Origin of the sequence: Lysobacter sp. M2-1, assembly GCF_022662495.1 — a bacterium.
In the GTDB taxonomy this organism is placed as follows: Bacteria; Pseudomonadota; Gammaproteobacteria; order Xanthomonadales; family Xanthomonadaceae; genus JAKPBU01.
Window position 1 is genome coordinate 547,508 of the sequence record NZ_JAKPBU010000001.1, and the last position, 19,632, is coordinate 567,139.

General features: G+C 67.8%; 22 protein-coding genes. 6 read left to right on the forward strand and 16 right to left on the reverse strand.

The window, feature by feature from the left end; translation table 11 throughout:
* Positions 1 to 217: 217 nt before the first annotated feature.
* Complete coding sequence (locus MC375_RS02415; RefSeq protein WP_242101682.1) at positions 218 to 424, forward strand: DUF2061 domain-containing protein; 207 nt, start codon at positions 218 to 220, stop codon at positions 422 to 424.
* 168 nt (positions 425 to 592) lie between these two features.
* Here the strand turns inward: MC375_RS02415 and MC375_RS02420 are convergent, their stop codons facing one another.
* The 5 genes from MC375_RS02420 to MC375_RS02440 all read right to left on the reverse strand — a co-directional run bounded on the left by MC375_RS02420 (position 593) and on the right by MC375_RS02440 (position 7,943).
* Positions 593 to 2,488, reverse strand: a complete 1,896-nt coding sequence (locus MC375_RS02420) for an N-acetylmuramoyl-L-alanine amidase (protein ID WP_242101683.1) — start codon at positions 2,486 to 2,488, stop codon at positions 593 to 595.
* Between the two features lie 131 nt (positions 2,489 to 2,619).
* Positions 2,620 to 4,422: a dihydrolipoyl dehydrogenase gene (gene lpdA, locus MC375_RS02425; protein WP_242101684.1), complete on the reverse strand. Its 1,803-nt coding sequence runs from the start codon at positions 4,420 to 4,422 to the stop codon at positions 2,620 to 2,622.
* 34 nt (positions 4,423 to 4,456) lie between these two features.
* Positions 4,457 to 5,599, reverse strand: a complete 1,143-nt coding sequence (locus tag MC375_RS02430) for a mechanosensitive ion channel domain-containing protein (RefSeq protein ID WP_242101685.1) — start codon at positions 5,597 to 5,599, stop codon at positions 4,457 to 4,459.
* 31 nt (positions 5,600 to 5,630) lie between these two features.
* Positions 5,631 to 7,382, reverse strand: coding sequence for a dihydrolipoyllysine-residue acetyltransferase (aceF, locus tag MC375_RS02435; RefSeq protein WP_242101686.1), 1,752 nt, complete (start codon positions 7,380 to 7,382; stop codon positions 5,631 to 5,633).
* Positions 7,383 to 7,493: 111 nt separating this feature from the next.
* Positions 7,494 to 7,943 (reverse strand): DMT family transporter, encoded by a 450-nt coding sequence (locus tag MC375_RS02440; protein ID WP_242101687.1) that lies wholly within the window; start codon positions 7,941 to 7,943, stop codon positions 7,494 to 7,496.
* Between the two features lie 267 nt (positions 7,944 to 8,210).
* On the opposite strand from MC375_RS02440, the gene MC375_RS02445 reads away from it, so the two are divergent.
* Complete coding sequence (locus tag MC375_RS02445) at positions 8,211 to 8,876, forward strand: OmpW family outer membrane protein (protein WP_242102933.1); 666 nt, start codon at positions 8,211 to 8,213, stop codon at positions 8,874 to 8,876.
* Between the two features lie 101 nt (positions 8,877 to 8,977).
* Here MC375_RS02445 and MC375_RS02450 read toward each other — a convergent pair whose 3' ends face one another.
* Positions 8,978 to 9,814, reverse strand: coding sequence for a hypothetical protein (locus MC375_RS02450; protein WP_242101688.1), 837 nt, complete (start codon positions 9,812 to 9,814; stop codon positions 8,978 to 8,980).
* Positions 9,815 to 10,140: 326 nt separating this feature from the next.
* Between MC375_RS02450 and MC375_RS02455 the strand changes: the two genes are divergently transcribed.
* On the forward strand, positions 10,141 to 10,335 hold the full coding sequence (locus tag MC375_RS02455) for a hypothetical protein (RefSeq protein ID WP_242101689.1): 195 nt from the start codon (positions 10,141 to 10,143) through the stop codon (positions 10,333 to 10,335).
* A gap of 61 nt (positions 10,336 to 10,396) precedes the next feature.
* Here the strand turns inward: MC375_RS02455 and MC375_RS02460 are convergent, their stop codons facing one another.
* The 5 genes from MC375_RS02460 to MC375_RS02480 form a co-directional block, all read right to left on the reverse strand.
* On the reverse strand, positions 10,397 to 10,915 hold the full coding sequence (locus MC375_RS02460; protein ID WP_242101690.1) for a DUF1453 domain-containing protein: 519 nt from the start codon (positions 10,913 to 10,915) through the stop codon (positions 10,397 to 10,399).
* A 7-nt stretch (positions 10,916 to 10,922) separates the two neighbouring features.
* A complete protein-coding gene (locus MC375_RS02465) occupies positions 10,923 to 11,789 on the reverse strand; it encodes a DMT family transporter (protein ID WP_242102934.1) in 867 nt (288 codons plus the stop codon).
* A 44-nt stretch (positions 11,790 to 11,833) separates the two neighbouring features.
* Positions 11,834 to 11,989, reverse strand: coding sequence for a hypothetical protein (locus MC375_RS02470; RefSeq protein ID WP_242101691.1), 156 nt, complete (start codon positions 11,987 to 11,989; stop codon positions 11,834 to 11,836).
* A 77-nt stretch (positions 11,990 to 12,066) separates the two neighbouring features.
* The gene (locus MC375_RS02475) at positions 12,067 to 12,861 is read right to left on the reverse strand and encodes a DUF3187 family protein (RefSeq protein ID WP_242101692.1); all 795 of its coding nucleotides are present in this window, start codon (positions 12,859 to 12,861) and stop codon (positions 12,067 to 12,069) included.
* A gap of 95 nt (positions 12,862 to 12,956) precedes the next feature.
* Positions 12,957 to 13,688: a hypothetical protein gene (locus tag MC375_RS02480; RefSeq protein WP_242101693.1), complete on the reverse strand. Its 732-nt coding sequence runs from the start codon at positions 13,686 to 13,688 to the stop codon at positions 12,957 to 12,959.
* A 187-nt stretch (positions 13,689 to 13,875) separates the two neighbouring features.
* Here MC375_RS02480 and MC375_RS02485 point away from each other — a divergent pair, with 187 nt between their 5' ends.
* Positions 13,876 to 14,358 carry a YajQ family cyclic di-GMP-binding protein gene (locus MC375_RS02485; protein ID WP_242101694.1) on the forward strand — a complete coding sequence of 161 codons (483 nt, stop codon included), beginning with the start codon at positions 13,876 to 13,878 and terminating at the stop codon, positions 14,356 to 14,358.
* 145 nt (positions 14,359 to 14,503) lie between these two features.
* On the forward strand, positions 14,504 to 15,043 hold the full coding sequence (locus tag MC375_RS02490; protein ID WP_242101695.1) for a DUF1415 domain-containing protein: 540 nt from the start codon (positions 14,504 to 14,506) through the stop codon (positions 15,041 to 15,043).
* On the opposite strand, the gene MC375_RS02495 is transcribed toward MC375_RS02490, so the two are convergent.
* From MC375_RS02495 to MC375_RS02505, 3 genes are read right to left on the reverse strand one after another with little or no spacing between them, the layout of a single operon-like run.
* Positions 15,032 to 15,715: an HAD family phosphatase gene (locus MC375_RS02495; protein ID WP_242101696.1), complete on the reverse strand. Its 684-nt coding sequence runs from the start codon at positions 15,713 to 15,715 to the stop codon at positions 15,032 to 15,034. The genes MC375_RS02490 and MC375_RS02495 overlap by 12 nt on opposite strands.
* Complete coding sequence (locus MC375_RS02500; RefSeq protein WP_242101697.1) at positions 15,712 to 16,419, reverse strand: pseudouridine synthase; 708 nt, start codon at positions 16,417 to 16,419, stop codon at positions 15,712 to 15,714. Before MC375_RS02500 ends, MC375_RS02495 begins: the two co-directional genes overlap by 4 nt.
* A gap of 25 nt (positions 16,420 to 16,444) precedes the next feature.
* Positions 16,445 to 17,506 (reverse strand): class I SAM-dependent methyltransferase, encoded by a 1,062-nt coding sequence (locus MC375_RS02505; protein ID WP_242101698.1) that lies wholly within the window; start codon positions 17,504 to 17,506, stop codon positions 16,445 to 16,447.
* A 237-nt stretch (positions 17,507 to 17,743) separates the two neighbouring features.
* On the opposite strand from MC375_RS02505, the gene MC375_RS02510 reads away from it, so the two are divergent.
* A complete protein-coding gene (locus MC375_RS02510; protein ID WP_242101699.1) occupies positions 17,744 to 18,001 on the forward strand; it encodes a hypothetical protein in 258 nt (85 codons plus the stop codon).
* Positions 18,002 to 18,082: 81 nt separating this feature from the next.
* On the opposite strand, the gene MC375_RS02515 is transcribed toward MC375_RS02510, so the two are convergent.
* Both MC375_RS02515 and MC375_RS02520 read right to left on the reverse strand, forming a co-directional pair.
* Positions 18,083 to 19,393, reverse strand: coding sequence for a sorbosone dehydrogenase family protein (locus MC375_RS02515; protein WP_242102935.1), 1,311 nt, complete (start codon positions 19,391 to 19,393; stop codon positions 18,083 to 18,085).
* Between the two features lie 50 nt (positions 19,394 to 19,443).
* Positions 19,444 to 19,632 (reverse strand): hypothetical protein, encoded by a 189-nt coding sequence (locus MC375_RS02520; protein WP_242101700.1) that lies wholly within the window; start codon positions 19,630 to 19,632, stop codon positions 19,444 to 19,446.

Below are 19,632 nucleotides of genomic sequence, written 5' to 3' on the forward strand. Positions count from 1 at the left end.
TTGGCAGGGGCCGCAGAGCCATGAAAACCGCCCCGCGAAGCCATAAAAGTATAGCAGTCGTTAAAAACCGGTGCCAATGGCGACAGCCATGGAAGGGGCGGATGGCGCGACCCTCGCGATAGATGATCGCTATCGCATTGACTGCATCAATCCATTGGATTTTGGGGCAACTGCCACTATCCTACAAACGAGAATGATTCTCATCGGAGCCCGCGCCATGACCAAGACCCTGAGCTTTGCCGCCGTGCATTTCTGCGTGGCCTTTCTCGTCGGCTACCTGATGACCGGCAGTATCTGGGTCGGCGGCGCCTTGGCGCTGGTGGAACCTGCCTGCAATACGGTGGCCTTCCACCTGCACGAAAAGGTCTGGAAACGGATCGAACGCCGGCGTACGACCGGATCCGCTCCGCCGCTGGCCGTCTGAGCAGATCGGGCCGCACAGATCGGGCCGCGAAGATCCGGCCGCGGAACCTTTGCCGAATCGCCCGGTCAATCCTTACCGAGGCCTGCGGCCGCTTCCTCGTCGATCTCCCCGCAGGTCCACCGAAGCCCCGGTTACCGCCGGGGCTTCGCCTTTTCAGGCCTTCTCGCGTCAATTGCGCAGCTGCACGTCGTCCACATAAAGGTTGACCGGGTAACTGGTCTGCGCCCGATAGAACCAGATCGCATCGAGCTTCACCGAACTGGCGGTGATTGCGCCGTTGCTGCCGCCCGCCCAGGCGATCCACTGGGCCGCGTCCGACAGGCTCCATTCCACGTATGCCCAGCTGTTGGCCGGAATCGCACGGCTGGTCGAGCGTTCGGTGCCGTCGCTGTCGTCGATGCCGACCGCCACGCTCATCCCGGTGCCACCCGAATACACCCAGAAGCCGATGCGGCCGCTGCGCGCCAGCGCGACGTTGCTGCCGGGGTTGCCGCTGCCCGAGAGCAGACGCACGGCCCAGTCGCCAGAACTCGACGCGTTGTCGACCAGGCGCACATTGAGCGAACACGTACCGCCGTGCGCGAGGCTGCAGTTGCGCGCGATGCTGGAACTGGTCGCGATGCCGGTGGTGCTGCCCGAATAGGTCGGACTGGTGACGAAATGACCGACGCTGCTCTCGAAGGTATCCAGCAGCGTGATTCCCCCGGCCGCCGGATTGATCAGGCTGTAGTAGCGCGACCAGTTCCAGTTGATGCCCGGGTCGGTATGGGTATTGTCGGTCAAGTGCTGGTGGCCCTTGATGTGCACGCTGGCACCCAGCTTCGGCCCGTCGTACGACGTCGCGGCTCCCTGGTAGGCGTTGGCGCAGGTCACGCCCGCGTACTTCGGGCAAATCGCGCGCACCAGCGCCGCGGACGCGTTGTACATCGCGGTGGTGTACCAGCTGGCGTTGTTGACGTAGCCCTCGTGCTCGATTCCGATCGAATACGGATTATGCGAGCGCGCGTGCCAGGCCTTCTGGCTTTCGCGCACCATCTGCGTCACCTGCCCATCGGAGCTGCGGATCAGGTAATGCGCGCTGACCTGGCTGTCGGGGTTCTGGAACCACGCGATCGAGCCGGCATAGCTGCCCTGCATGGTATGCACCACCACTTCGCGCACCGAGTCCCCGCGCGCGGAGTAATTGGGCGATGGCACCCACAACGCCGGGCCATAGTCGGTGCTGGCGATCCCCACTATGCCATCGGCGGACTGCAGGGGCGGTTGCGCGCGCAGCTGCTCGCTGATCGGGTCGATGGCGATGCCGGCGGCCTCGACCGTATCGCGCTGGATGTCGAGCCTGACCATCGGTGCATGGAGCTTCACCAGCATGTCGACCGGAAACGCGCGCTCCCATTCGACCGCCCGTTCCGGCACGCGGATGCCGTTGTCGTCGACCCCGCGATCCAGCGCCAGCAGCACGTCGAAGGCGAAGCTGGCGCGCGCGTAGTCGCCCACCGCGCCGGTGGCCGAAAATCCGGCGTAGCGCTGCAGCGCCAGCGCCTGGGCTTCGATGTCCGGCTCGGGACCGGCTGCGCGCAGCGCGCGCTCGAGCAGGGCCGCAGCGGCCAGGATGTTGAAGCCGGGATTGCGTTTGATCTTTTCCGCATCCACGCCGAGCAACGCCGCCGCCTCTGCGATCTGGTCGGCGAAGCCCTCGCCCTGGTACAGGCCCATCACGCCGTAACCGCGGGGCATGTGGCCGTTGCCGGTTCCGTCGCGGCCGGAACGCAGGTTGTGCCAGCGGCTCTGGGTGTAGGCGATGGCTTCCAGCATCCCGGCCGGGATGCGCGGGTAGCGCGCGTAGGCAGCGCGGAACAGGGCCGGATAGTAGGTGCGTTCGCGCCGCAGCAGCTGCTGATGCGCACGCAGCCGCTGCGCGAACTCGCCCGCTTCGCCCGCGGCGGCGAGCGCCCTGGACTGCTCCGGCGTCGTAAACGCCGGCTGCCTAGCGTTGGCGGCCGCACCGCCGATGCCTGCGATGCAGGCGAACGCAAAGATCCACCGCACATGACGGTCGCGCATGTCGAGCTCTCTCCCTGATGACGTCGGCGTCCCCTGCAGGGCAGGAATACGTCACGCGCGCATGGCGCGCCATCTAGGGAGGACCCTAGCGCAGGTTCAAGAGCATTCGATGCGGCCGAACGCCCGCAGGTTCAGCCCTTCTTCTTCGGGATGTACAGATCGGTGACCGTCCCGTCGTAGACCTCGGCCGCCATCCCGACCGATTCACTCAGTGTCGGATGCGGATGGATGGTGTGGCCGATGTCCAGCGCCTCGCTGCCCATCTCGATCGCGAGCGCGATCTCGGCGATCATCTCGCCGGCGTGCACGCCGACGATCGCGCCCCCGATGATCCGGTGCGTGGCCTCGTCGAAGACCAGCTTGGTGAAGCCCTCGGCGCGGCCGATGCCGGTCGCGCGCGCGCTGGCCGCCCACGGGAACTTGCCGACGCCGATCTTCAGCCCCTTTGCCTTGGCTTCGGTCTCGGTCACGCCGACCCAGGCGATCTCCGGATCGGTGTAAGCGACCGAAGGAATTACGCGCGCCACCCATTCCTTCTTCTCGCCTGCAGCGACTTCGGCCGCCAGCTTGCCCTCATGCGTGGCCTTGTGCGCCAGCATCGGCTGGCCGACGATGTCACCGATCGCGAAAATATGCGGCACATTCGTGCGCATCTGCGCGTCGACCGCGATGAAACCGCGCTCGCCCACGCGCACGCCGGCCTTGCCGGCGTCGATCTTGTTGCCGTTCGGCGTGCGCCCGACCGCGACCAGCACGCGATCGTAAAGCTTGTTGTCGGGAATGCTGTCGCCGTCGAAGCTCACCGCGATACCGTTCTTCTGGGCCTTGGCCTCGACCACCCTGGTCTTCAGATGCACCGCCACGCCCTGCTTCTTCAGCCGGTCGGCCAGCGGCTTGACCAGGTCCTTGTCGGCGCCAGGCATCAGCTGGTCCATGAACTCGACCACGGTGATCTGCGCGCCGAGCGCGCGGTAGACCGTCGCCATCTCCAGGCCGATGATGCCGCCGCCGACGACCAGCAGCTTCTTCGGCACCTCGGCCAGTTCCAGCGCGTCGGTCGAATCCATGATCCGCGGATCGTCCCAGGGGAAACCCGGCAGCTTCAGCGCCTGCGAGCCAGCGGCGATGATGCATTGCCCGAAACGCAGCAGCTGGGTCGCGCCGCCATCGCCGGCGATTTCCAGTTCGTTGGCGGACACGAACCTGGCCGTGCCGGCGACCACGCGCACCTTGCGCTGCTTGGCCATGCCGGCCAGGCCCTTGTTGAACTGGCCGACGACCTTGTTCTTGTAGTCGCGCAGCTTGTCGATCGAGATCTTCGGCGTGCCGAACTCCACTCCGTATTCGGTCGCGTGCGCAGCCTCGTCGATGACCGCCGCGGCGTGCAGCAACGCCTTGGACGGAATGCAGCCCACGTTGAGGCAGACGCCGCCGAGGACCGGGTAGCGCTCGACCAGCACCGTATCCAGTCCGAGATCTGCGGCGCGGAATGCGGCCGTGTAACCACCGGGCCCGGCCCCCAGCACGACGATGGCGCATTCGATATCGGGCTTGCGCCCGCTGCCCGCTGCGGCCTGCGGCGCCGGTTCGGCCGGCTTGGCGAGCGAAGGCGCGATCGGCGGCGATACCGGCTCTTCCGCTGCGGCCCTGACTGGAGCCGGAGCGGGCTCATTCTTGATGGGCGAAGCCGCGTCCTGCGCTTCCAGGACCGCGACCACCGCGCCCTCCGAGAGCGTGTCGCCCAGCTTGACCCTGAGTTCCTTCACCGTGCCGGCCACGGTGGAAGGCACCTCCATCGTCGCCTTGTCCGATTCCAGGGTGATCAGGCCCTGGTCCCTGGTGACCGTATCGCCGACCGCGACCAGCACCTCGATCACCGGTACGTCGCTGTAGCCGCCGATGTCGGGCACCTTGATCTCGATGAGGTTGGCCATGCTTGGAATCTCCGATCGGTAATGGGGCCGCGCGTCAGCGCGATGCCGGATCCTGTTGACGCGAGGCGGCTTCCGCGCGCGCAGCCTCTTCCTCGATGACGCGTTGGGTGTCCGCCTGGGCATCGTTGCGCGCCAGCGCGGCGCGCTCTCCGGGCGCCAGGACCGTCGCGGCATCGGTTGCCGCAGCCGTGGTCGACGGCGCCTCTCCGCGCAGCGCGGCGATCGCTTCGGCGCCGCTGAGCCCGAACGCGCTGCGCAGGTTGAGGTCGCGCTGCGGGAACGGAATCTCGATGCCATGCGCCTTCAGCGCGGTATCCAGTTCCCACAGGTAGGCCGCCGTGATCGCGGCATTGCGGCGCGCGGCTTCCTCGGTCAACCAGACCGCGAGGATGAACTCCACCGCGCTGTCGCCGAAGTTCACCAGCCAGACCTGCGGCCGTTTCTCGCCCTCGGTGGCCAGGGTGAAAGGCACGCGCGCCGCGGCTTCCAGCGCCGCCTTCTTCACCAGTTCCTTGTCCACCCCGTAGGCCACGGCGAAGGGCACGCGCACGCGCCGGTTGACCGAAGCGTGGGTCCAGTTCACCACCCGCTTGGTGACGAACTCCGAGTTCGGCACCAGCACGTCGATGTTGTCGTTGGTGGTGATGCGCGTGGCCCGGATGTTGATCGCACGCACGTTGCCGCGGATATCGCCTTCCAGCTCGACGAAATCGCCGACCTTGAGCGAGCGGTCGAACAGCAGGATCAGCCCGGAGATGAAGTTGCTGAAGATCGCCTGCAGGCCGAAACCCAGGCCCACGCCGATGGCCCCGGCGAACACCGTGAACTTGCCCAGCGGAACGCCGGCCAGGTCGAACGCCAGCAGGATGCCGACGACCAGCAGCAGGTAATGAAGCAGGCGCGAGACCGTGTACAGCGCGGCCTGATTTGCGTTGGCATAGCGCTCGCCGTAACGGCGCAATGCGCGTCGCAGCAGCGCCGACAGCGCCATGGCCGCGAGGATCGCCAGCACGGCCGTGATCATGCCGCCGATGGTCACCTCGATCCCGAACGCCTGCAGCGGCTGGAACTGCAGCAGTTCCTGGATGTCGCCCCAGCCACGCCGGGCCACGCCGCTGGCGGCGTCGCGCAGCCGGTCGCCTGTCTGCTCGAGGTTGCGGTCGTTCGCAGGCTGCATCACGGGCGGCGGCGGGCCGACTGCATGGCGGCTACAGCAGTACCCGTCGCATGTCGCCGAGCAACTGCGCCAGGTACGCGGTGAAGCGCGCGGCGGCGGCGCCGTCGATCACCCGATGGTCGTAGCTGAGCGAGAGCGGCAGCACCAGGCGAGGCTGGAAGGCCTTGCCGTCCCAGACCGGCTTCATCGCCGATTTCGACACGCCCAGGATCGCGACTTCCGGCGCGTTGACGATCGGCGTGAACGCGGTCCCGCCGATGCCGCCGAGCGAGCTGATCGAGAAGCAGCCGCCGGACATTTCGGCCGGGCCGAGCTTGCCCTCGCGCGCTTTTTTCGCCAGTTCGCCGGTTTCCTGCGCGATCTGGTTGACGCCCTTGCGGTCGCAGTCGCGCACCACCGGCACCACCAGGCCATTGGGCGTGTCGGCGGCGAAACCGATGTGGAAATACTTCTTGAGGGTGAGGTTCTCGCCGGCGGCGTCGAGCGAGGCGTTGAAATCCGGGAACTTCTGCAGCGCCGCGGCGCTGGCCTTCATCAGGAAGGCGAGCATGGTCAGCTTGATGCCGGCCTTCTCGTTTTCCTTGTTCAACTGCACCCGCAGGCCTTCCAGCTCGGTGATGTCGGCATCGTCGTGCTGGGTAACGTGCGGGATCATCGCCCAGTTGCGGGCGAGGTTGGCGCCGGAGATCTTCTTGATCCGGGCGAGCGGCTTGACCTCGATCTCGCCGAACTTGGCGAAGTCGACCTTGGGCCAGGGCAGCAGGTTGAGGCCGCCGCCAGTCGCGACGGTCGCGGTCGCCGCAACGGCCCCGCCTCCGGCCAGTGCGCCCTTCACGAACTGCTGGACATCCTCCCGGGTGATCCGGCCAGCGCGCGCGGAGCCCCGCACCTGACCCAGGTCCACGCCGAGTTCACGCGCGAACAGTCGCACGGCCGGGCTGGCGTAGGGCACCTTGTCAGGCAGCAACGCGTCGGCTTCGAAGCGGACCGGCGGCAGCCCGGCGCCCATGGGCGCCACGGCGGCGTCGGCTTTGTCGATCGAGGCCCTGGCGATGTTGTCGGGCTGGCTGGCGACCTGGACCGGTTCGACCCGGGCGCCGGTTTCCGCGCTGGGCGTCGGTGTGGCGCCTGCTTCGGGCTCGGCGCGCGGCGCATCAGAAGAAGCACTGGCGGCGCTTTCGATCAGTGCGACCACGCTGCCTTCCGATAGGGTGTCGCCAACCTTGACCTTGAGCTCCTTCACCACGCCCGCGACCGAGGAGGGCACCTCGAGCGTGGCCTTGTCCGACTCCAGGGTGACCAGGCCCTGGTCCTTGGCGACCGTATCGCCCACCTGGACCAGCACCTCGATCACCGGCACGTCGGTGTAATCGCCGATATCGGGAACCCGGGTTTCCTGGACACCGCCCGTTGAGGTCGTGGGCGCGGGTTGGGAGGCCGCTGGCGGCGCCGGCTTTACGGCTTCCGGCGCCGCGGGTTTGGACGTCTGTGCTGCCGCCTTCGGAGCCTCGGCGGCAGGTCCGGCCCCTTCCGATCCGGCCCCGGCTGCTTCGATCAGGGCGACGACGCTGCCCTCCGACAGGCTGTCGCCGACCTTCACCTTCAGCTCGCGGACCACCCCGGCGACCGTCGAGGGCACTTCCATGGTGGCCTTGTCCGACTCCAGGGTGACCAGACCCTGGTCCTTGGCCACGGTGTCCCCGACCTGGACCAGCACTTCGATCACCGGTACGTCGTCGTAGTCACCGATATCCGGGACGCGCGCTTCCTTCAACTCGGCCATGCAGGGCTCCGGACGGGGCGGGATCGGTATTGTGGCCATAGAACCGTCCGCGCCACAAACGCGCGCCGGGGCTTTCCGATTTTTACCCGGAGTATTCTTGAGTGAGTCGTCTCAGCTGCCTTGCCAGGGCCGAACGACCAGCAGCATGCCCACCGCCACCAAGGCCATACCGACGATCTTGAGCGCGTCGGCCGGCTGGCGCGGATGCAACACGCCGAAGTGATCGAGCAGCAACGAGCCGGCCAGTTGCCCGAACACGACCAGGCAGATCAGCACCGCCGCGCCCAGCCGCGGCACCAGCACGGTAGCCGCGACCACGAACGCCGCGCCGATCAGGCCGCCGGTCCAGGCCCACCACGGCGCCATCGGCAAACCGGATCCGCCGGCGGCCGGCCGCCATGCCATCCACAGTGCCAGCAGTGCGCTGGTGCCGACCGCGAACGACGCAAGCGAAGCGAACAACGGCCCGAACGTGAGCTGGCCCAGGCGGGCGTTGAGCAGCGCCTGCAGCGGCAGCAGCGCGCCGACGCACACGGCAACGATCAGGGCGAACAGATGCATGCACGGCTCCGGCGATGGGTGGACAACAGCATCGTCCGCACCACCGGACACATGCAAGCGCGGCTGCACCGCGACGGCTCCGCGCATCGGCAACAGAGTGTTCCAACACCCTCGCGTTATCACAAAGTTGCGGCACTTGCAGCGCGCATCGCGCAGCTGGCGGAAAGTTCAATTGCGATTCACGTCGCGCACAAAGCACGTTCAGGTGCAGCGCGTGACCATGCGCGCGCCTGCCAGATGCAGGCCACAGAAGAACACACATACAAGATAAGGAGTTCCCCCATGTTGTCCTTGCGTACTGCTGCACTTGCCATTGCCATCGTTGCCGCCACGCCGGTGGCCTTCGCCCAGGATGCAGATACCACCGCATCGGGCAAGCGCGTTTCCATCGTCGGCGGCGTGTCGATGCTCGAACCCACCAAGAACGCCTGGTCCGGCGACGAGCAACGGATCAAGGCCAACGGCGACGTCGCCCCGACCCTCGGCGTCACGTATCACATCAACGACAACATCGGCGTCGAAGCCTGGGGCGCGGTCGACAAGTACGGCCATCGCCTGACCGGCAACGACGGCCAGGGCAAGCTGGGCAGCGTGAAGTCGCAGCCCTATGCCGTCAGCGGCCAGTATCAGTTCCGCGATGCGGATGCGACCATCCGCCCGTTCGTCGGCCTGGGCTATTACGAGCAGAACTACAGCGAAGAGGAAGCCGAGGCCACGGGCTCGCTTGCCGGCCGCCGTATCGGCATCGAGACCGCCAAGGGCGCGATGGCGACGCTCGGTGTGGACGCCAACATCAACGAACGCTGGTTCGCACGCGCCGACGCACGTTACCTGCATGGTGGCGGTGGCGACGTGGAGATCGACGGCGAGAAGACCGCCGAGGCCGATTTCTCGCCGGTGATGGTCGGCGTGGGCGTCGGCATGAAGTTCTAAGGAATGAAGTTCTGAGGAATGGTTCCAACGCCCGCATCGAAAAGCGGGTTCAAGAAGCTGCACGGATACAGCGAAGCGGGCCAATGGCCCGCTTCGCTTTTTTAGTCGCCGACGATACGCAGGCCGAAGTTCAGGCTCGCCGCCTGCACGTAGCGCGCGCTACCGCGCACGTTCAGCCGGATCACGGTATCGCGCCTGAAGAACTCGCTGGCCTGGCTCTCGGTCAGGCCGTAGTTCTGGATCAGGGCCCGCTTGCTGATGAAGCCGGCGATGCAGGTGGCGGTGTCGCGCTGGCGTTCGTTGAGCGTCATGCCCGGCGCAAGCGGGACTTCGAAGCGTTCCGAGGCGGTCATCCCGGTCGTCAGCCGGCCCGCGAATGGGGCCCCCGTGGTCGGATCGATCAGCCCCGGGTCCAGCAGTACCGCGTTCTCGAGGGTCAGGGTCGGGAAATAGCTGAACTGCGCCACCGCCGCGTCCGCACCGGGATTGGCGTACTGCAGTGTGAGCACCGGCGAGAACCAGTGGCACAGCAGGGAATTGGCCGAGCGCGCCGGCAGCGTGATGCTGGCCAGATCGGTCAGGTCGAAATCGGTGAGCGCCGGCGTCGGAGACAGGACCACGCACCGGGCGTCCGATGCGCTGCCCGGCACCGGGCAGGCCTCGGCCAGGTCCACGTCGCCCTGGGCCACGCCCAGCCAGCGCAGGCTGCGCCCGAATGAATCGACATCGCCGACCTCTTCCACGGTGACTGCCGACGTCACCGGGCCACGCGCGGCCGGAGTGTGCAGCCGGCGCACCGACGAACCGGGCAGCAGATCTGCAGACCCCGGTGGCTCGGCGACGGTTTGCGCCCTTGCCGCGGGTTGGCTGGCGTGAACGAGCGAGACAAGGGCGAACGACAGCAGCCACAAGCCAGCGGAACGGGAATGACCGGACATGCGGGACCTCCGAAGGACATGTCCCTGGGTGAACGCATGACCCGATTGCGTCGGGACAGCTGCAGCCTCTTGGGAGGGCCGGGCGGGGGCGGAACGGCTGCCGGCTGCGCGCGGATCGGCGCCCGGCGGAGTTCCCGGCCAGGCCGGGGAAGACGGGTCTACTTAACGAAATTTTGCCATTACGGACAGGCTCAAATCGCGCCGCAACAAGGCGTTAGCCGCGAATTGACGGGCACAACCGCAGAAGACCGCCCAGGCTCTTCACGCGATCTGAATGTCTGTTGGCAACAGTGACACGCTGTTTCCACACCCACGGAGCCCCCGAAATGGCCACCAAACTGGATAAAGCCCTGCGCCGCGAAATCGAGATCGGCGAGAAGGCCTATACCCTCGTCATCGACCCGCAAGGCCTCAAGCTCACCGAGAAAGGCCACCGCAAGGGCCAGGAGCTGAGCTGGAACGATGTTCTCGGCAGCGGCGGTGGTTCGTCCACGGCCTGGACCCCCAGCGCCGGGGAGTAAGACGCATCACGCCGCCTCGCACGACGGGCGGCGCAACCGGATCATCCAGACGCCGGCTGGCTCACCCCAGCCGGCGTTTCAGTCCCCAGGCATACATCAGGTAATACCCCAGCAGTAGCCCGGCCATGGCGAACAGACTGGCCTGTCCAGCCAACAGCGCCGGCAGGCTGTCAGCGACGTGCCAGCGCTGCAACGCCTGCCACAAGCCCAGCGCGATCCGCAGCGCCACCAGCACGGTCAGCAGCAGGACCAGCCAGGCCCGCGGGGTGTAGAACAGCCCGTGCGGGGTGCGTTCGATGGGAGTGATCCAGATTCCCAGAATTCCGACCATCCCGCCCACGGCCAGCCCGAGCCCCGCCTGCGGCAGCGCTGCCGGCACCCAGTGTTGGCTGATCCATGCGCCGGCCAGGAACGGCGGCACCGAGGCCAGCAGCATCCATGCGTTCAGACGCACTGCCAGGGGCCGGGCGCGGCGCCGCGCCTTGCCGTGGCGATAACGTTGCAGGATCGATATCGGGAACAGCACGATCCACAGCGTCAGCACGCCCAGGATCAGCAGCGGAATCAGCAGCAGCGGCACGCCGGCTTCAAGGGTGCAGGCTGTCGGCAGGCGCCGACGCGGCTTCGCCGGACTGCCCGCGTTCGCGCCGGAGCAGGTACAGCCCGCTGGCGACGATGATCGCAGCCCCGATCCAGGTCACGCGGTCCGGCAGGACGCCCCAGAGGGTCACATCCAGCAACGTGCCCCAGACCAGTGCGGTGTATTCCAGCGGCGCCACCAGCGACGCCTCGCCGCGACGGAACGCTTCGGTCAGCGCCACCTGGGCCAGCGAACCGGCCACGCCCACGCCAGCAATGATCCACAGATGCGCGGGCTGGATCGGCCGCCAGTCGCGCCAGACCAGCAGCGCCGACCCCAGTGCCATCAGGGCCATGAGCCAGAACACCATCGCCTGGGTGCTGTCGGTGCGTGCCAGCAGGCGCACGGTGATCGCGCTGGCGGCATAGCAGACCGCCGCCAGCAGCACCGCAAGGCCGCCGAGCGTGAGCATGCCCTCGCCGGTAGGACGCAGGATCACCAGCACGCCGACCAGTCCGACGCCGATCGCGAACCAGCGCCGTGGCCCGACCTTTTCGCCCAGAAACGGCACCGCCATCGCAGTCACCAGCAGTGGCGCGACAAAGGTGATCGCATACGCGGTGGTCAGCGGCAGCGAGCGCAGGCCATAGACGAACCCGGCCATCATCGCGATGCCCAGCACGGCGCGCAGCAGGTGCAGGCTCCAGCGCACCCGCAGCAGGCTGCGCGGGCCGACCGTGGCCATGATCCAGACCAGGATGAGGGGCAGCGACGACAGTCCGCGCAGGGCGCCCACCTGCAGCGGCGGATAGTGCGGTGCCAGCAGCTTCAGCCCCGCGTCCATCAGCGCGAACAGGGCCACCGCCCCCGCCATCAGCAGCAGCGCGCGCCGGGTATCGCCGTGGACGACGCCGACGGTCAAATCGCCCAGCCGCTCGTGGAACTGGCGATCACGAAGCCGTGTTCAAGGATGGCCATGCCGTCGCTGCACGCGGCGCAGCGCTCGATCACGAACGCCGCAAACAGCGCGAACGCACTGCAGGCATCCGCAACCACATGGGTATGGGTCGGCATGGCCGCGTTCCGTCCGGGGAAGCGCGAGTGTAGCCCTGGCGCATGCGCGCCAGGCCCGAACGATGCCGCGGCTGGCGTCAGAAGCCGAAGGTGTAGTTCACCCCGCCACCCAGGTCGGGACTGCCATCCGACAGACCGGTGGAGGCGTAGACCTGGAACTTCGAGCTTGGACCGCTGCTGAAAGCGTAGAAGCCGGTGAGTTCGCTGCGATCGTCGTAGTCGTCCGCGGCGGCCTGGCGCCAGTCGTACATCGCCCCGAGGCTGCCGCCACCGACTTTCCAGCTGGCGCCGAGGTTGGCGTTGGTGACGCTGTCCACGCTGATGTAATCCGAGTCGCCCAGCTCGGTATAACCCACACCGCCGAACAGCAGGGTGCCACCGAAGTCGCGATACAGGTCCAGGGCCAGGCCGTAGTCGTTGGCCCCGGTGCCCAGGCCCTTGTCCTCGTCGGCGGTGGCGATCTTGGCGTTGGCGGTGAGGTCCACGCCGAGCGGACCGCCGGTGTCGAAACTGTAGGTCGCGGCCAGGCGCAGATCGCCGATACCCGAGGCCGTGCCGCTCTCCTCGGGATCCGGCGTGCCGCCATTGCCGTTTCCGCGACCACGACCACGCGGATTGGTGTTGTTCACCGTGCCCAGGCCGGGCAATACATTCGGGTCGCCCGAAACCCGCATCCACGGCAGGCTGGCCTTGTAGGTCCAGTTGCCGCTGACCAACTTGGCCGTCACCGGCACCGACAGGATCTCGGTGGTCTTATCGCTGCCATAGTCGCCGCTGCTGTAGTCCACGCCGACGCCGAGCGAAGCCCCGTCCTGCGCGTGCGCGGTGACGGTGGCGGCGAACAACGCGAAGAACAATGCCGTGCGCTTCATCGCTACTCCTTTATTGGAAAGAATGTGGATGCCAGACGACGCGACGGGCGCGCGTGGCACCCGTCGTGTCGTGACCACCGCGTTCGCGCCGGCGCTTACGGGCGTCCGCTGCGCTCGGGCTTCTGCGGCCGCTCCGGTCGTTCGGGGCGCTGCGGGCGGTCCAGCTTCTCGGGCTTCTCGGGACGGTCGACGCGCGCGATCCGATCGGGCTTGCCGGTAGTGCGCTCCGCCTTGTCCGCACGTGCCGATGCGGCGACCGACTTGTCGCTTCGGTTGGACGCGCTGACCAGCGAACCCAGGTTGAAGCCGAGTTCCTTGGAAATGGCGCCCCAGCCCATGCCTTCGGCGCGCATCGCCAGGACGCCGCCTTCGCTGGTGATCGTGGTGGTGCCGTCGGGATTGGTGACGGTGGTTTCGATTCCGGTCAGCGCGGACTGCAGGCTCGGATAGGCGCCGCTGTCGACCAGCGCCTGCGCCAGCGACAGGCTGATGTTGACCTCGCCCCAGCCCATCGGGCCGTTCGGGTTGACCACGGTGCGCTCGACCAGCTCGGTCGTGTCGGTCGTGGTGCCGTCGGGATTGGTCGTGGTCGTGGTGACTTCCTCGACCACGGTGAAGTCGGCGCCGGTGCGCAGGTCGGAGACCAGATCGCCGGCGGCGGCTTCGGAACCGGCGAGGTCGGTGTAGCGCTCGACCAGTCGCGCCTCGGGCACGCTGGCCTGGGCGACGATCTCGGCGTCGGCGTCCTGGGCCAGAACCGGCGCGGAAGCGGCGAGCGCGGCAATCAGCGCAGTGGAAAGCAGCAGGCGACGCGGGGTCGTACGCATGGGACAGTCCTTCTGATCGGGAACAGGGAGCCACGGGGGAATTGGCGGACGCATGCTGGACCGTGACGGTCACGCAGGCAATCGGCGTTCAGGCCCGGATTCAGGCCGGGTTCCGCCAGTTGCGTGACGCGCGACACACACGCCCATCCCTGCGCTACCCTTCCCGCCCCTCTCCGACGAGCGCGCCATGCCCTCCTTCGACATCGTCTCGGAAGTCGACAAGCACGAACTCACCAATGCCGTCGACCAGGCCAACAAGGAGCTGGGCAACCGCTTCGACTTCAAGGGCGTGGACGCCAGGTTCGAACTGGACGATGGCAGCATCGCCCAGTCCGCACCCAGCGAGTTCCAGCTGCAGCAGATGACCGAGATCCTGCGCACGCGGCTGACCGCGCGCAAGATCGATCCGCGCTGCCTGGAGTTCGGCGAAGTGCTGACCAACGTGTCGGGCGCGCGGCAGCAGGTCAAAGTGCAGCAGGGCATCGAACGTGACCTCGCCAAGAAGATCCAGGGCCTGATCAAGGACGCCAAGCTCAAGGTCGAAAGCCAGATCAACGGCGACAAGCTGCGCATCAGCGCCAAGAAGCGCGACGACCTGCAGGCGGTCATGCAGCTGCTGCGCGGGCAGGAACTCGAACGTCCGCTGCAGTTCGACAACTTCCGCGACTGACGGCGTGAGCGTCCTTCGACTTCGGCGCTGCGCGCCTACGCTCAGGACCAACAGAGACGCCCGTTCGACCACCCCACACACCCGTTCGTCCTGAGCGTAGCACCGCAGGCGCGAAGTCGAAGGACATCCCACCGCCAGGCCCCCGATGAGCACCGACCCCGATCCCATCGCCGACACCCGACGCTGGCTGGAACGCGCGGTCATCGGGCTCAACCTGTGCCCGTTCGCGAAGGCGGTGCACGCCAGGGACCAGATCCGCTACGTGCTCAGCGACGCGGACGACCCGCGCGATCTGCTCGAGCAACTGGGCGAAGAACTGCTCCTGTTGTGCGACACGCCGGCCGACGTGGTCGATACGACCCTGCTCATCCACCCGCAGGTGCTGCAGGACTTCCTCGATTACAACGATTTTCTCGACGACGCCGACGCGTTGCTCGCGCAGCTCGGGCTGGAAGGGGTGATCCAGATCGCCAGCTTCCACCCGCACTATCAGTTCGCCGGCACCGAACCGGACGACATCGGCAACTACACCAATCGCTCGCCCTATCCGACCCTGCACCTGCTGCGCGAGGACAGCGTGGCGCGCGCGGTCGAAGCCTTCCCCGACCCGGACGCGATCGTCGAACGCAACCAGCGCACCCTGGCGGAACTGGGCCACGCCGGCTGGCGCGCGCTACTGGGCTGACTGCAATGCGGGTTCGATCAATCGCCGCGCCTCATGGAGCGAGGCGACCACGCGGTGCCCCGGCAGCTGCACGGCGTCGGCCGGCGCCAGGTCGGGAACCTGGATCGCATGCATGCCCGCGGCCAGCGCGGCCTGGACTCCGGCGTTGGAATCCTCCAGCACCACGCAGTCTCGCGCCGGCACGCCCAGGCGTTCCGCCGCCAGCAGGTAGGGATCCGGCGCCGGCTTGGGCCGGGGCGCATCGCGCCCGCCGATCACATCGCCGAAATGACCCAGCAGTTCCGCCGCCGCCAGCTTCTGGCGCGCGCGTTCGCGCCAGGTCGAGGTCACGACCGCACGCGGCACGCGATGGTGCTGCAGCAAAGCCAGCAGCTCGAACGCCCCGGGCTTGACCGGAATCCCTGCGATCACCCGCAGGTCGTACAGCGCATGGCATCGCTCGCGCAAGGCATGTGCCAGCGAGATGCCGACGCGATCCTGCAGCAGCTGATCGCAGACCTTGTCCGACAAGCCGATCATCGACAGCCACACGCCATCGTCGACGCTCGCCTGCAATCCCCGCGCCGCCTCGCGCCAGCAGGCCAGCAGCGCGCGTTCGCTGTCCAGCAGCAGACCGTCCATGTCGAACAGCACCGCCGCGGGACGAAACCCCAATGTCGCCGAAGCGCTCATGCGTCGCCCCCGAACACACTCGCGATGTCCGGCAGATCGAGCCGGCGCCAGCGTCCTTCCTCCAGTCCGTCAAGCGCCAGGCCGCCGACACGGCTGCGATGCAGGGCGACGACGTGGTTGCCGACCGCGGCGAACATCCGCCGCACCTGGTGGTAACGGCCTTCGTGCAGGGTCAGGCGCGCCTGGGTCGGTGTCACGATCTCCAGCGAGGCCGGCAGCAGCGGCATCTGTTCCGATTCGAGCATCAACGCGCCGCTGGCGAAGCGCTCTGTCTCGTCGCCGCGCAGCGGCTGCGCCAGTGTGACCTCGTACACCTTGGGCAGCTTCGACCGGGGCGAGATGATCCGGTGCAGCAGCGCGCCATCGTCGGTCAGCAGCAGCAGGCCGCTGGTCTCGCGATCCAGGCGGCCGACCGTCGACAGCGCCGGCGAGCGCAGGCGATAACGCGGCGGAAGCAGGTCGTACACCAGGCGGCCGGGGTCCCGGGTCGAGCAGGTGACCCCGACCGGCTTGTGCAGCATCAGCACCAATCCCTGGGGTGGGTCGAGCGGATCGCCGTCGACGCGCACCTGGTCGTGTTCGACCTGGTCGTCGGCGTACAGGACCGCGCCATCCTCTGCAGTGATGCGGCCTTGCCGAAACATCGCCGCCACCTGCTTGCGGCTGCCATAGCCGAGGTTGGCGATCAGGCGGACGAGCTTCATCGGACGGACGTCCAAACGGCGAGCCTCATCGCATGGACCGCAGTGCTTCGATCGCCTTGAAGCCGCCCTGCTGCGCGAGCACACGGATCTGGGCGAAATGGGCGGAGAGCGCGTGCTCGTAGGGCAGGTGCCGGTTGGCGACCAGGAACAGGCGACCGCCCGGGCGCAGCGCCTGCGCCGCGACTTCGATGAAACGCTGGCCGAGTTCGGGCCGGTCGGCGCGATCGTGCGCATGGAAGGGCGGATTGGTGACGATGAAGTCGTAGCGGCGCGCCAGTCCGACGGTGACGTCGTGCCACAGGAATTCGAGCGTGGCCGACGTGCCGGTGTCGGCCAGGTTCGTCCGCACCAGTTCCAGCGCCCGCGCCTGCGCCTCGTACAGGTCGAGCGCCTGCACGCGCGGATTGCGGCGCAGCAGCTCGATCGCCAGGTAGCCCCAGCCCGCGCCGAGGTCGGCCCCGTGCCCGTCCAGGTCGGCGGGCAGCTGCGCGGCGAGCAGGGCCGACGCCGGATCGATCCGGTCCCAGGCGAAGACCCCCGGACGGCTCAGGAAGCCGCCCTGCGGCAGCTGCGGCGCGGCGATCCGGCGCGGCACATCCAGCGTGCGCCACTGCGCGAGCAGGTCGGCGTCGATGCGGCCGGTCTGCTTGCGCGTCCAGAACACCCGGCAATGGTGCTTGGACAGGCTGCCGTCGAGCCCGGCGAGCCTGCGCAGGTCGGCCTCAGCGGATTTCGCACCGGCATCGTTGGCAACGCTCGCCAACACGACGCCGCCTTCCTCGCATCGATCCAGCGCCTGCGCAAACAGCGCGCGCAGTTCTTCGCGCTGGCGCGGCGGCAGCAGCAGGACCAGCGGGTACAGCTTCGACGGATCGGTGGACGGCACGAACCCGGCGCGTTCCAGGGCATCGGCTTCGGGCTTTAAGCCCTGCTCGACCACCAGCCCCGGCGTCGCCCGGGCGTGCAGCGGCCAGCCATCGCGCGCGTGCAGGAACAACGCGCCCGAGCCCGGCCAGGCGAGCGCTTCCGTGACGAACGGAAGCATCAGCGCTTGCAGCGCAACGTCGGTGGTTGGCCGCAGCGACATGGCGGAATTCTACGCAAGCGATCGCCGGCGTGATGCTGCCTGCGCTTCGCGGGACGCACCCCTCGGTATCCAGGGCGGGTCTTCCGCTCTACAAGAGACGGCGGTTCCAGAAACGGACCCTCCCGTGGCCGTCTCATCCGAAACCAGATCTGCAACGTTTGCGACAACCTAACGCGCGATTGATGATCTGCGAACGCGCGCCGGGCGACACTGGCGTTCCCACAGCGGAGATATCTGATGCGTGCATTGTTCGTAGGCGGCCTGGTCGACAACAGCGAACTCGACCTGGACGCGGTCCGCCCCCCGGCCCATTACCCCGAAAACGGTGGTGCCGGCCGCCCGCGTTACCGCCTCAGCCGCATCGGCCGCACGTCCGATGCCATCGCCTACGCCGTCTATGCCGCACCCGACCTGGCGCAGGACGAGGTCGAACGGATTGCCGGTGAGCGCGACTATGCCCGCCGCTTCGAGGCGGAGGAAACCTCCGCCCAGTAGTCGCGCCACAGGCGGTCGACGCTTGCGCCTGGCGGTCGTGCAACCTGACGGTCGCGCGACCGTCAGAACACGCCTAATCGCCTAATCGGCAGTCGACGGCGCAGTGGTAATCCGCCACACGGCGTTGCCCACATCGTCGGCCACCAGCACTCCGCCCTTCGCATCCACGGCAATCCCGACCGGACGCCCACGTGCGTTGCCCTCGGCGTCGAGGAAGCCGGTCAGCACGTCCTCGATCGGTCCGGACGGCTGCCCTTGGGCGAAGGGGACGAAGACCACCTTGTATCCGTTCAGGGGCTTGCGGTTCCAGGACCCGTGCAATCCGATGAACGCCCCGCCGGCATGGAACGCAAGACCCAGTGGCGCGACGTGCGCGCCCAGCGCGTAGTCCGGCTTCACCGCCTTCCCCATCAGATCCGGTCGCGGCGGCGACACGCGCGTATCCACATGCGGGCCGTAATAGCCGTAAGGCCAGCCGTAGAACGCGCCTTCGCGCACCGAGGTCAGATAATCCGGCACCAGGTCGCTGCCGAGTTCGTCGCGCTCGTTGACCACCGCCCACAGCGCGCCGGTGTGCGGTTCCCATGCCAGCCCTACGGGATTGCGCAGGCCCGAGGCGAACACACGGTAGCTGCGCGCCTGGGGGTCGACTTCGAGGATCGCCGCGCGGTCGGTTTCCGCCGCCATGCCGTTCTCGCCGATGTTGCTGTTGGAACCCACGCCCACGTAGAGCCGGGTCCCATCGCGGCTGGCCAGCAGGCTCTTGGTCCAGTGATGGTTGAGCTCCGCGCCCTTGCCGGGAAGGTCGACCACTTTCTCAAGGGCGCCATCGATCCGGGTCGCGCCTGTCGTGTAGGGCATTCGCATCAATGCGTCGGCGTTGGCCACGTAGAGCGTGTTGCCGACCAGGGCCATGCCGAACGGCGAATGCAGACCGCCGAGCAAGGTGCTGCGCGTTTCGGCGACTCCGTCGCCGTCGCGATCGCGCAACAGGGTGATGCGCTCCGCGCTGGGCGCGGCGGCACCGGCCTTCTTCATCGCCGCGGCCATGATCTTGCCCTTCAGTCCCCCGATTCCGCTCTTGCCGGCGGGCGCATTGGTTTCGGCCACCAGCACGTCGCCGTTGGGCAGCACGTAGAGCCAGCGCGGGTGAGACAGGTCGCGCGCGAACGCCGTGACCCGTCGGCCGGCGACGGGTGTGGGTGTCGCATCGGGCGCCCATCCTTTCGCAGGCGCGATGGATACGGTCGGGATGATTCGCTGCTCCGGCGCCGCGAGTACCGGATTGGGCCCGGTATCTTCGCGCGCCGCCAGCCGGGCGCTTTCCGTGCAGGAACACGACACGGTGGCGACGGCCAGCAGGGCGGTCAGCGGCGCAGCCCGCACCGGCATCCCGCCCGCATGCAGGCGTGAATGCATTCCAACGGCCGCCGTGCGCCGTTTCATGGCCGCGGTCGCCGCTCGCGTGTTTCGCCGTGGGTCAGGGACGGATCGGTTCCTTCGGCCGGTGCACGGCTTGGTTCGGGCTCGCTCTTCTTGCGGGTCCCCGGATGCCTGCCCTTGTCCGGCCCGGCCTGCGGGTCGCCGACGCTGCCGTGCCTGGGCTGGCCGCTGTCCTGTGGCTTGACCAT

Bases quoted from the DNA above. Each gene is read 5' to 3' on its own strand.
- MC375_RS02470 (WP_242101691.1), bottom strand. From the start codon at position 11,989: ATGCCGACCCATACCCATGTGGTTGCGGATGCCTGCAGTGCGTTCGCG.
- MC375_RS02480 (WP_242101693.1), bottom strand. From the start codon at position 13,688: ATGCGTACGACCCCGCGTCGCCTGCTGCTTTCCACTGCGCTGATTGCC.
- MC375_RS02500 (WP_242101697.1), bottom strand. From the start codon at position 16,419: ATGAAGCTCGTCCGCCTGATCGCCAACCTCGGCTATGGCAGCCGCAAG.
- MC375_RS02415 (WP_242101682.1), top strand. From the start codon at position 218: ATGACCAAGACCCTGAGCTTTGCCGCCGTGCATTTCTGCGTGGCCTTT.
- MC375_RS02490 (WP_242101695.1), top strand. From the start codon at position 14,504: ATGAGCACCGACCCCGATCCCATCGCCGACACCCGACGCTGGCTGGAA.
- MC375_RS02510 (WP_242101699.1), top strand. From the start codon at position 17,744: ATGCGTGCATTGTTCGTAGGCGGCCTGGTCGACAACAGCGAACTCGAC.
- MC375_RS02450 (WP_242101688.1), bottom strand. From the start codon at position 9,814: ATGTCCGGTCATTCCCGTTCCGCTGGCTTGTGGCTGCTGTCGTTCGCC.
- MC375_RS02515 (WP_242102935.1), bottom strand. From the start codon at position 19,393: ATGCCGGTGCGGGCTGCGCCGCTGACCGCCCTGCTGGCCGTCGCCACC.
- MC375_RS02475 (WP_242101692.1), bottom strand. From the start codon at position 12,861: ATGAAGCGCACGGCATTGTTCTTCGCGTTGTTCGCCGCCACCGTCACC.
- MC375_RS02455 (WP_242101689.1), top strand. From the start codon at position 10,141: ATGGCCACCAAACTGGATAAAGCCCTGCGCCGCGAAATCGAGATCGGC.
- MC375_RS02440 (WP_242101687.1), bottom strand. From the start codon at position 7,943: ATGCATCTGTTCGCCCTGATCGTTGCCGTGTGCGTCGGCGCGCTGCTG.
- aceF (WP_242101686.1), bottom strand. From the start codon at position 7,382: ATGGCCGAGTTGAAGGAAGCGCGCGTCCCGGATATCGGTGACTACGAC.
- MC375_RS02495 (WP_242101696.1), bottom strand. From the start codon at position 15,715: ATGAGCGCTTCGGCGACATTGGGGTTTCGTCCCGCGGCGGTGCTGTTC.
- lpdA (WP_242101684.1), bottom strand. From the start codon at position 4,422: ATGGCCAACCTCATCGAGATCAAGGTGCCCGACATCGGCGGCTACAGC.
- MC375_RS02420 (WP_242101683.1), bottom strand. From the start codon at position 2,488: ATGCGCGACCGTCATGTGCGGTGGATCTTTGCGTTCGCCTGCATCGCA.
- MC375_RS02465 (WP_242102934.1), bottom strand. From the start codon at position 11,789: ATGGCGGGGGCGGTGGCCCTGTTCGCGCTGATGGACGCGGGGCTGAAG.
- MC375_RS02520 (WP_242101700.1), bottom strand. From the start codon at position 19,632: ATGGTCAAGCCACAGGACAGCGGCCAGCCCAGGCACGGCAGCGTCGGC.
- MC375_RS02505 (WP_242101698.1), bottom strand. From the start codon at position 17,506: ATGTCGCTGCGGCCAACCACCGACGTTGCGCTGCAAGCGCTGATGCTT.
- MC375_RS02485 (WP_242101694.1), top strand. From the start codon at position 13,876: ATGCCCTCCTTCGACATCGTCTCGGAAGTCGACAAGCACGAACTCACC.
- MC375_RS02430 (WP_242101685.1), bottom strand. From the start codon at position 5,599: ATGCAGCCTGCGAACGACCGCAACCTCGAGCAGACAGGCGACCGGCTG.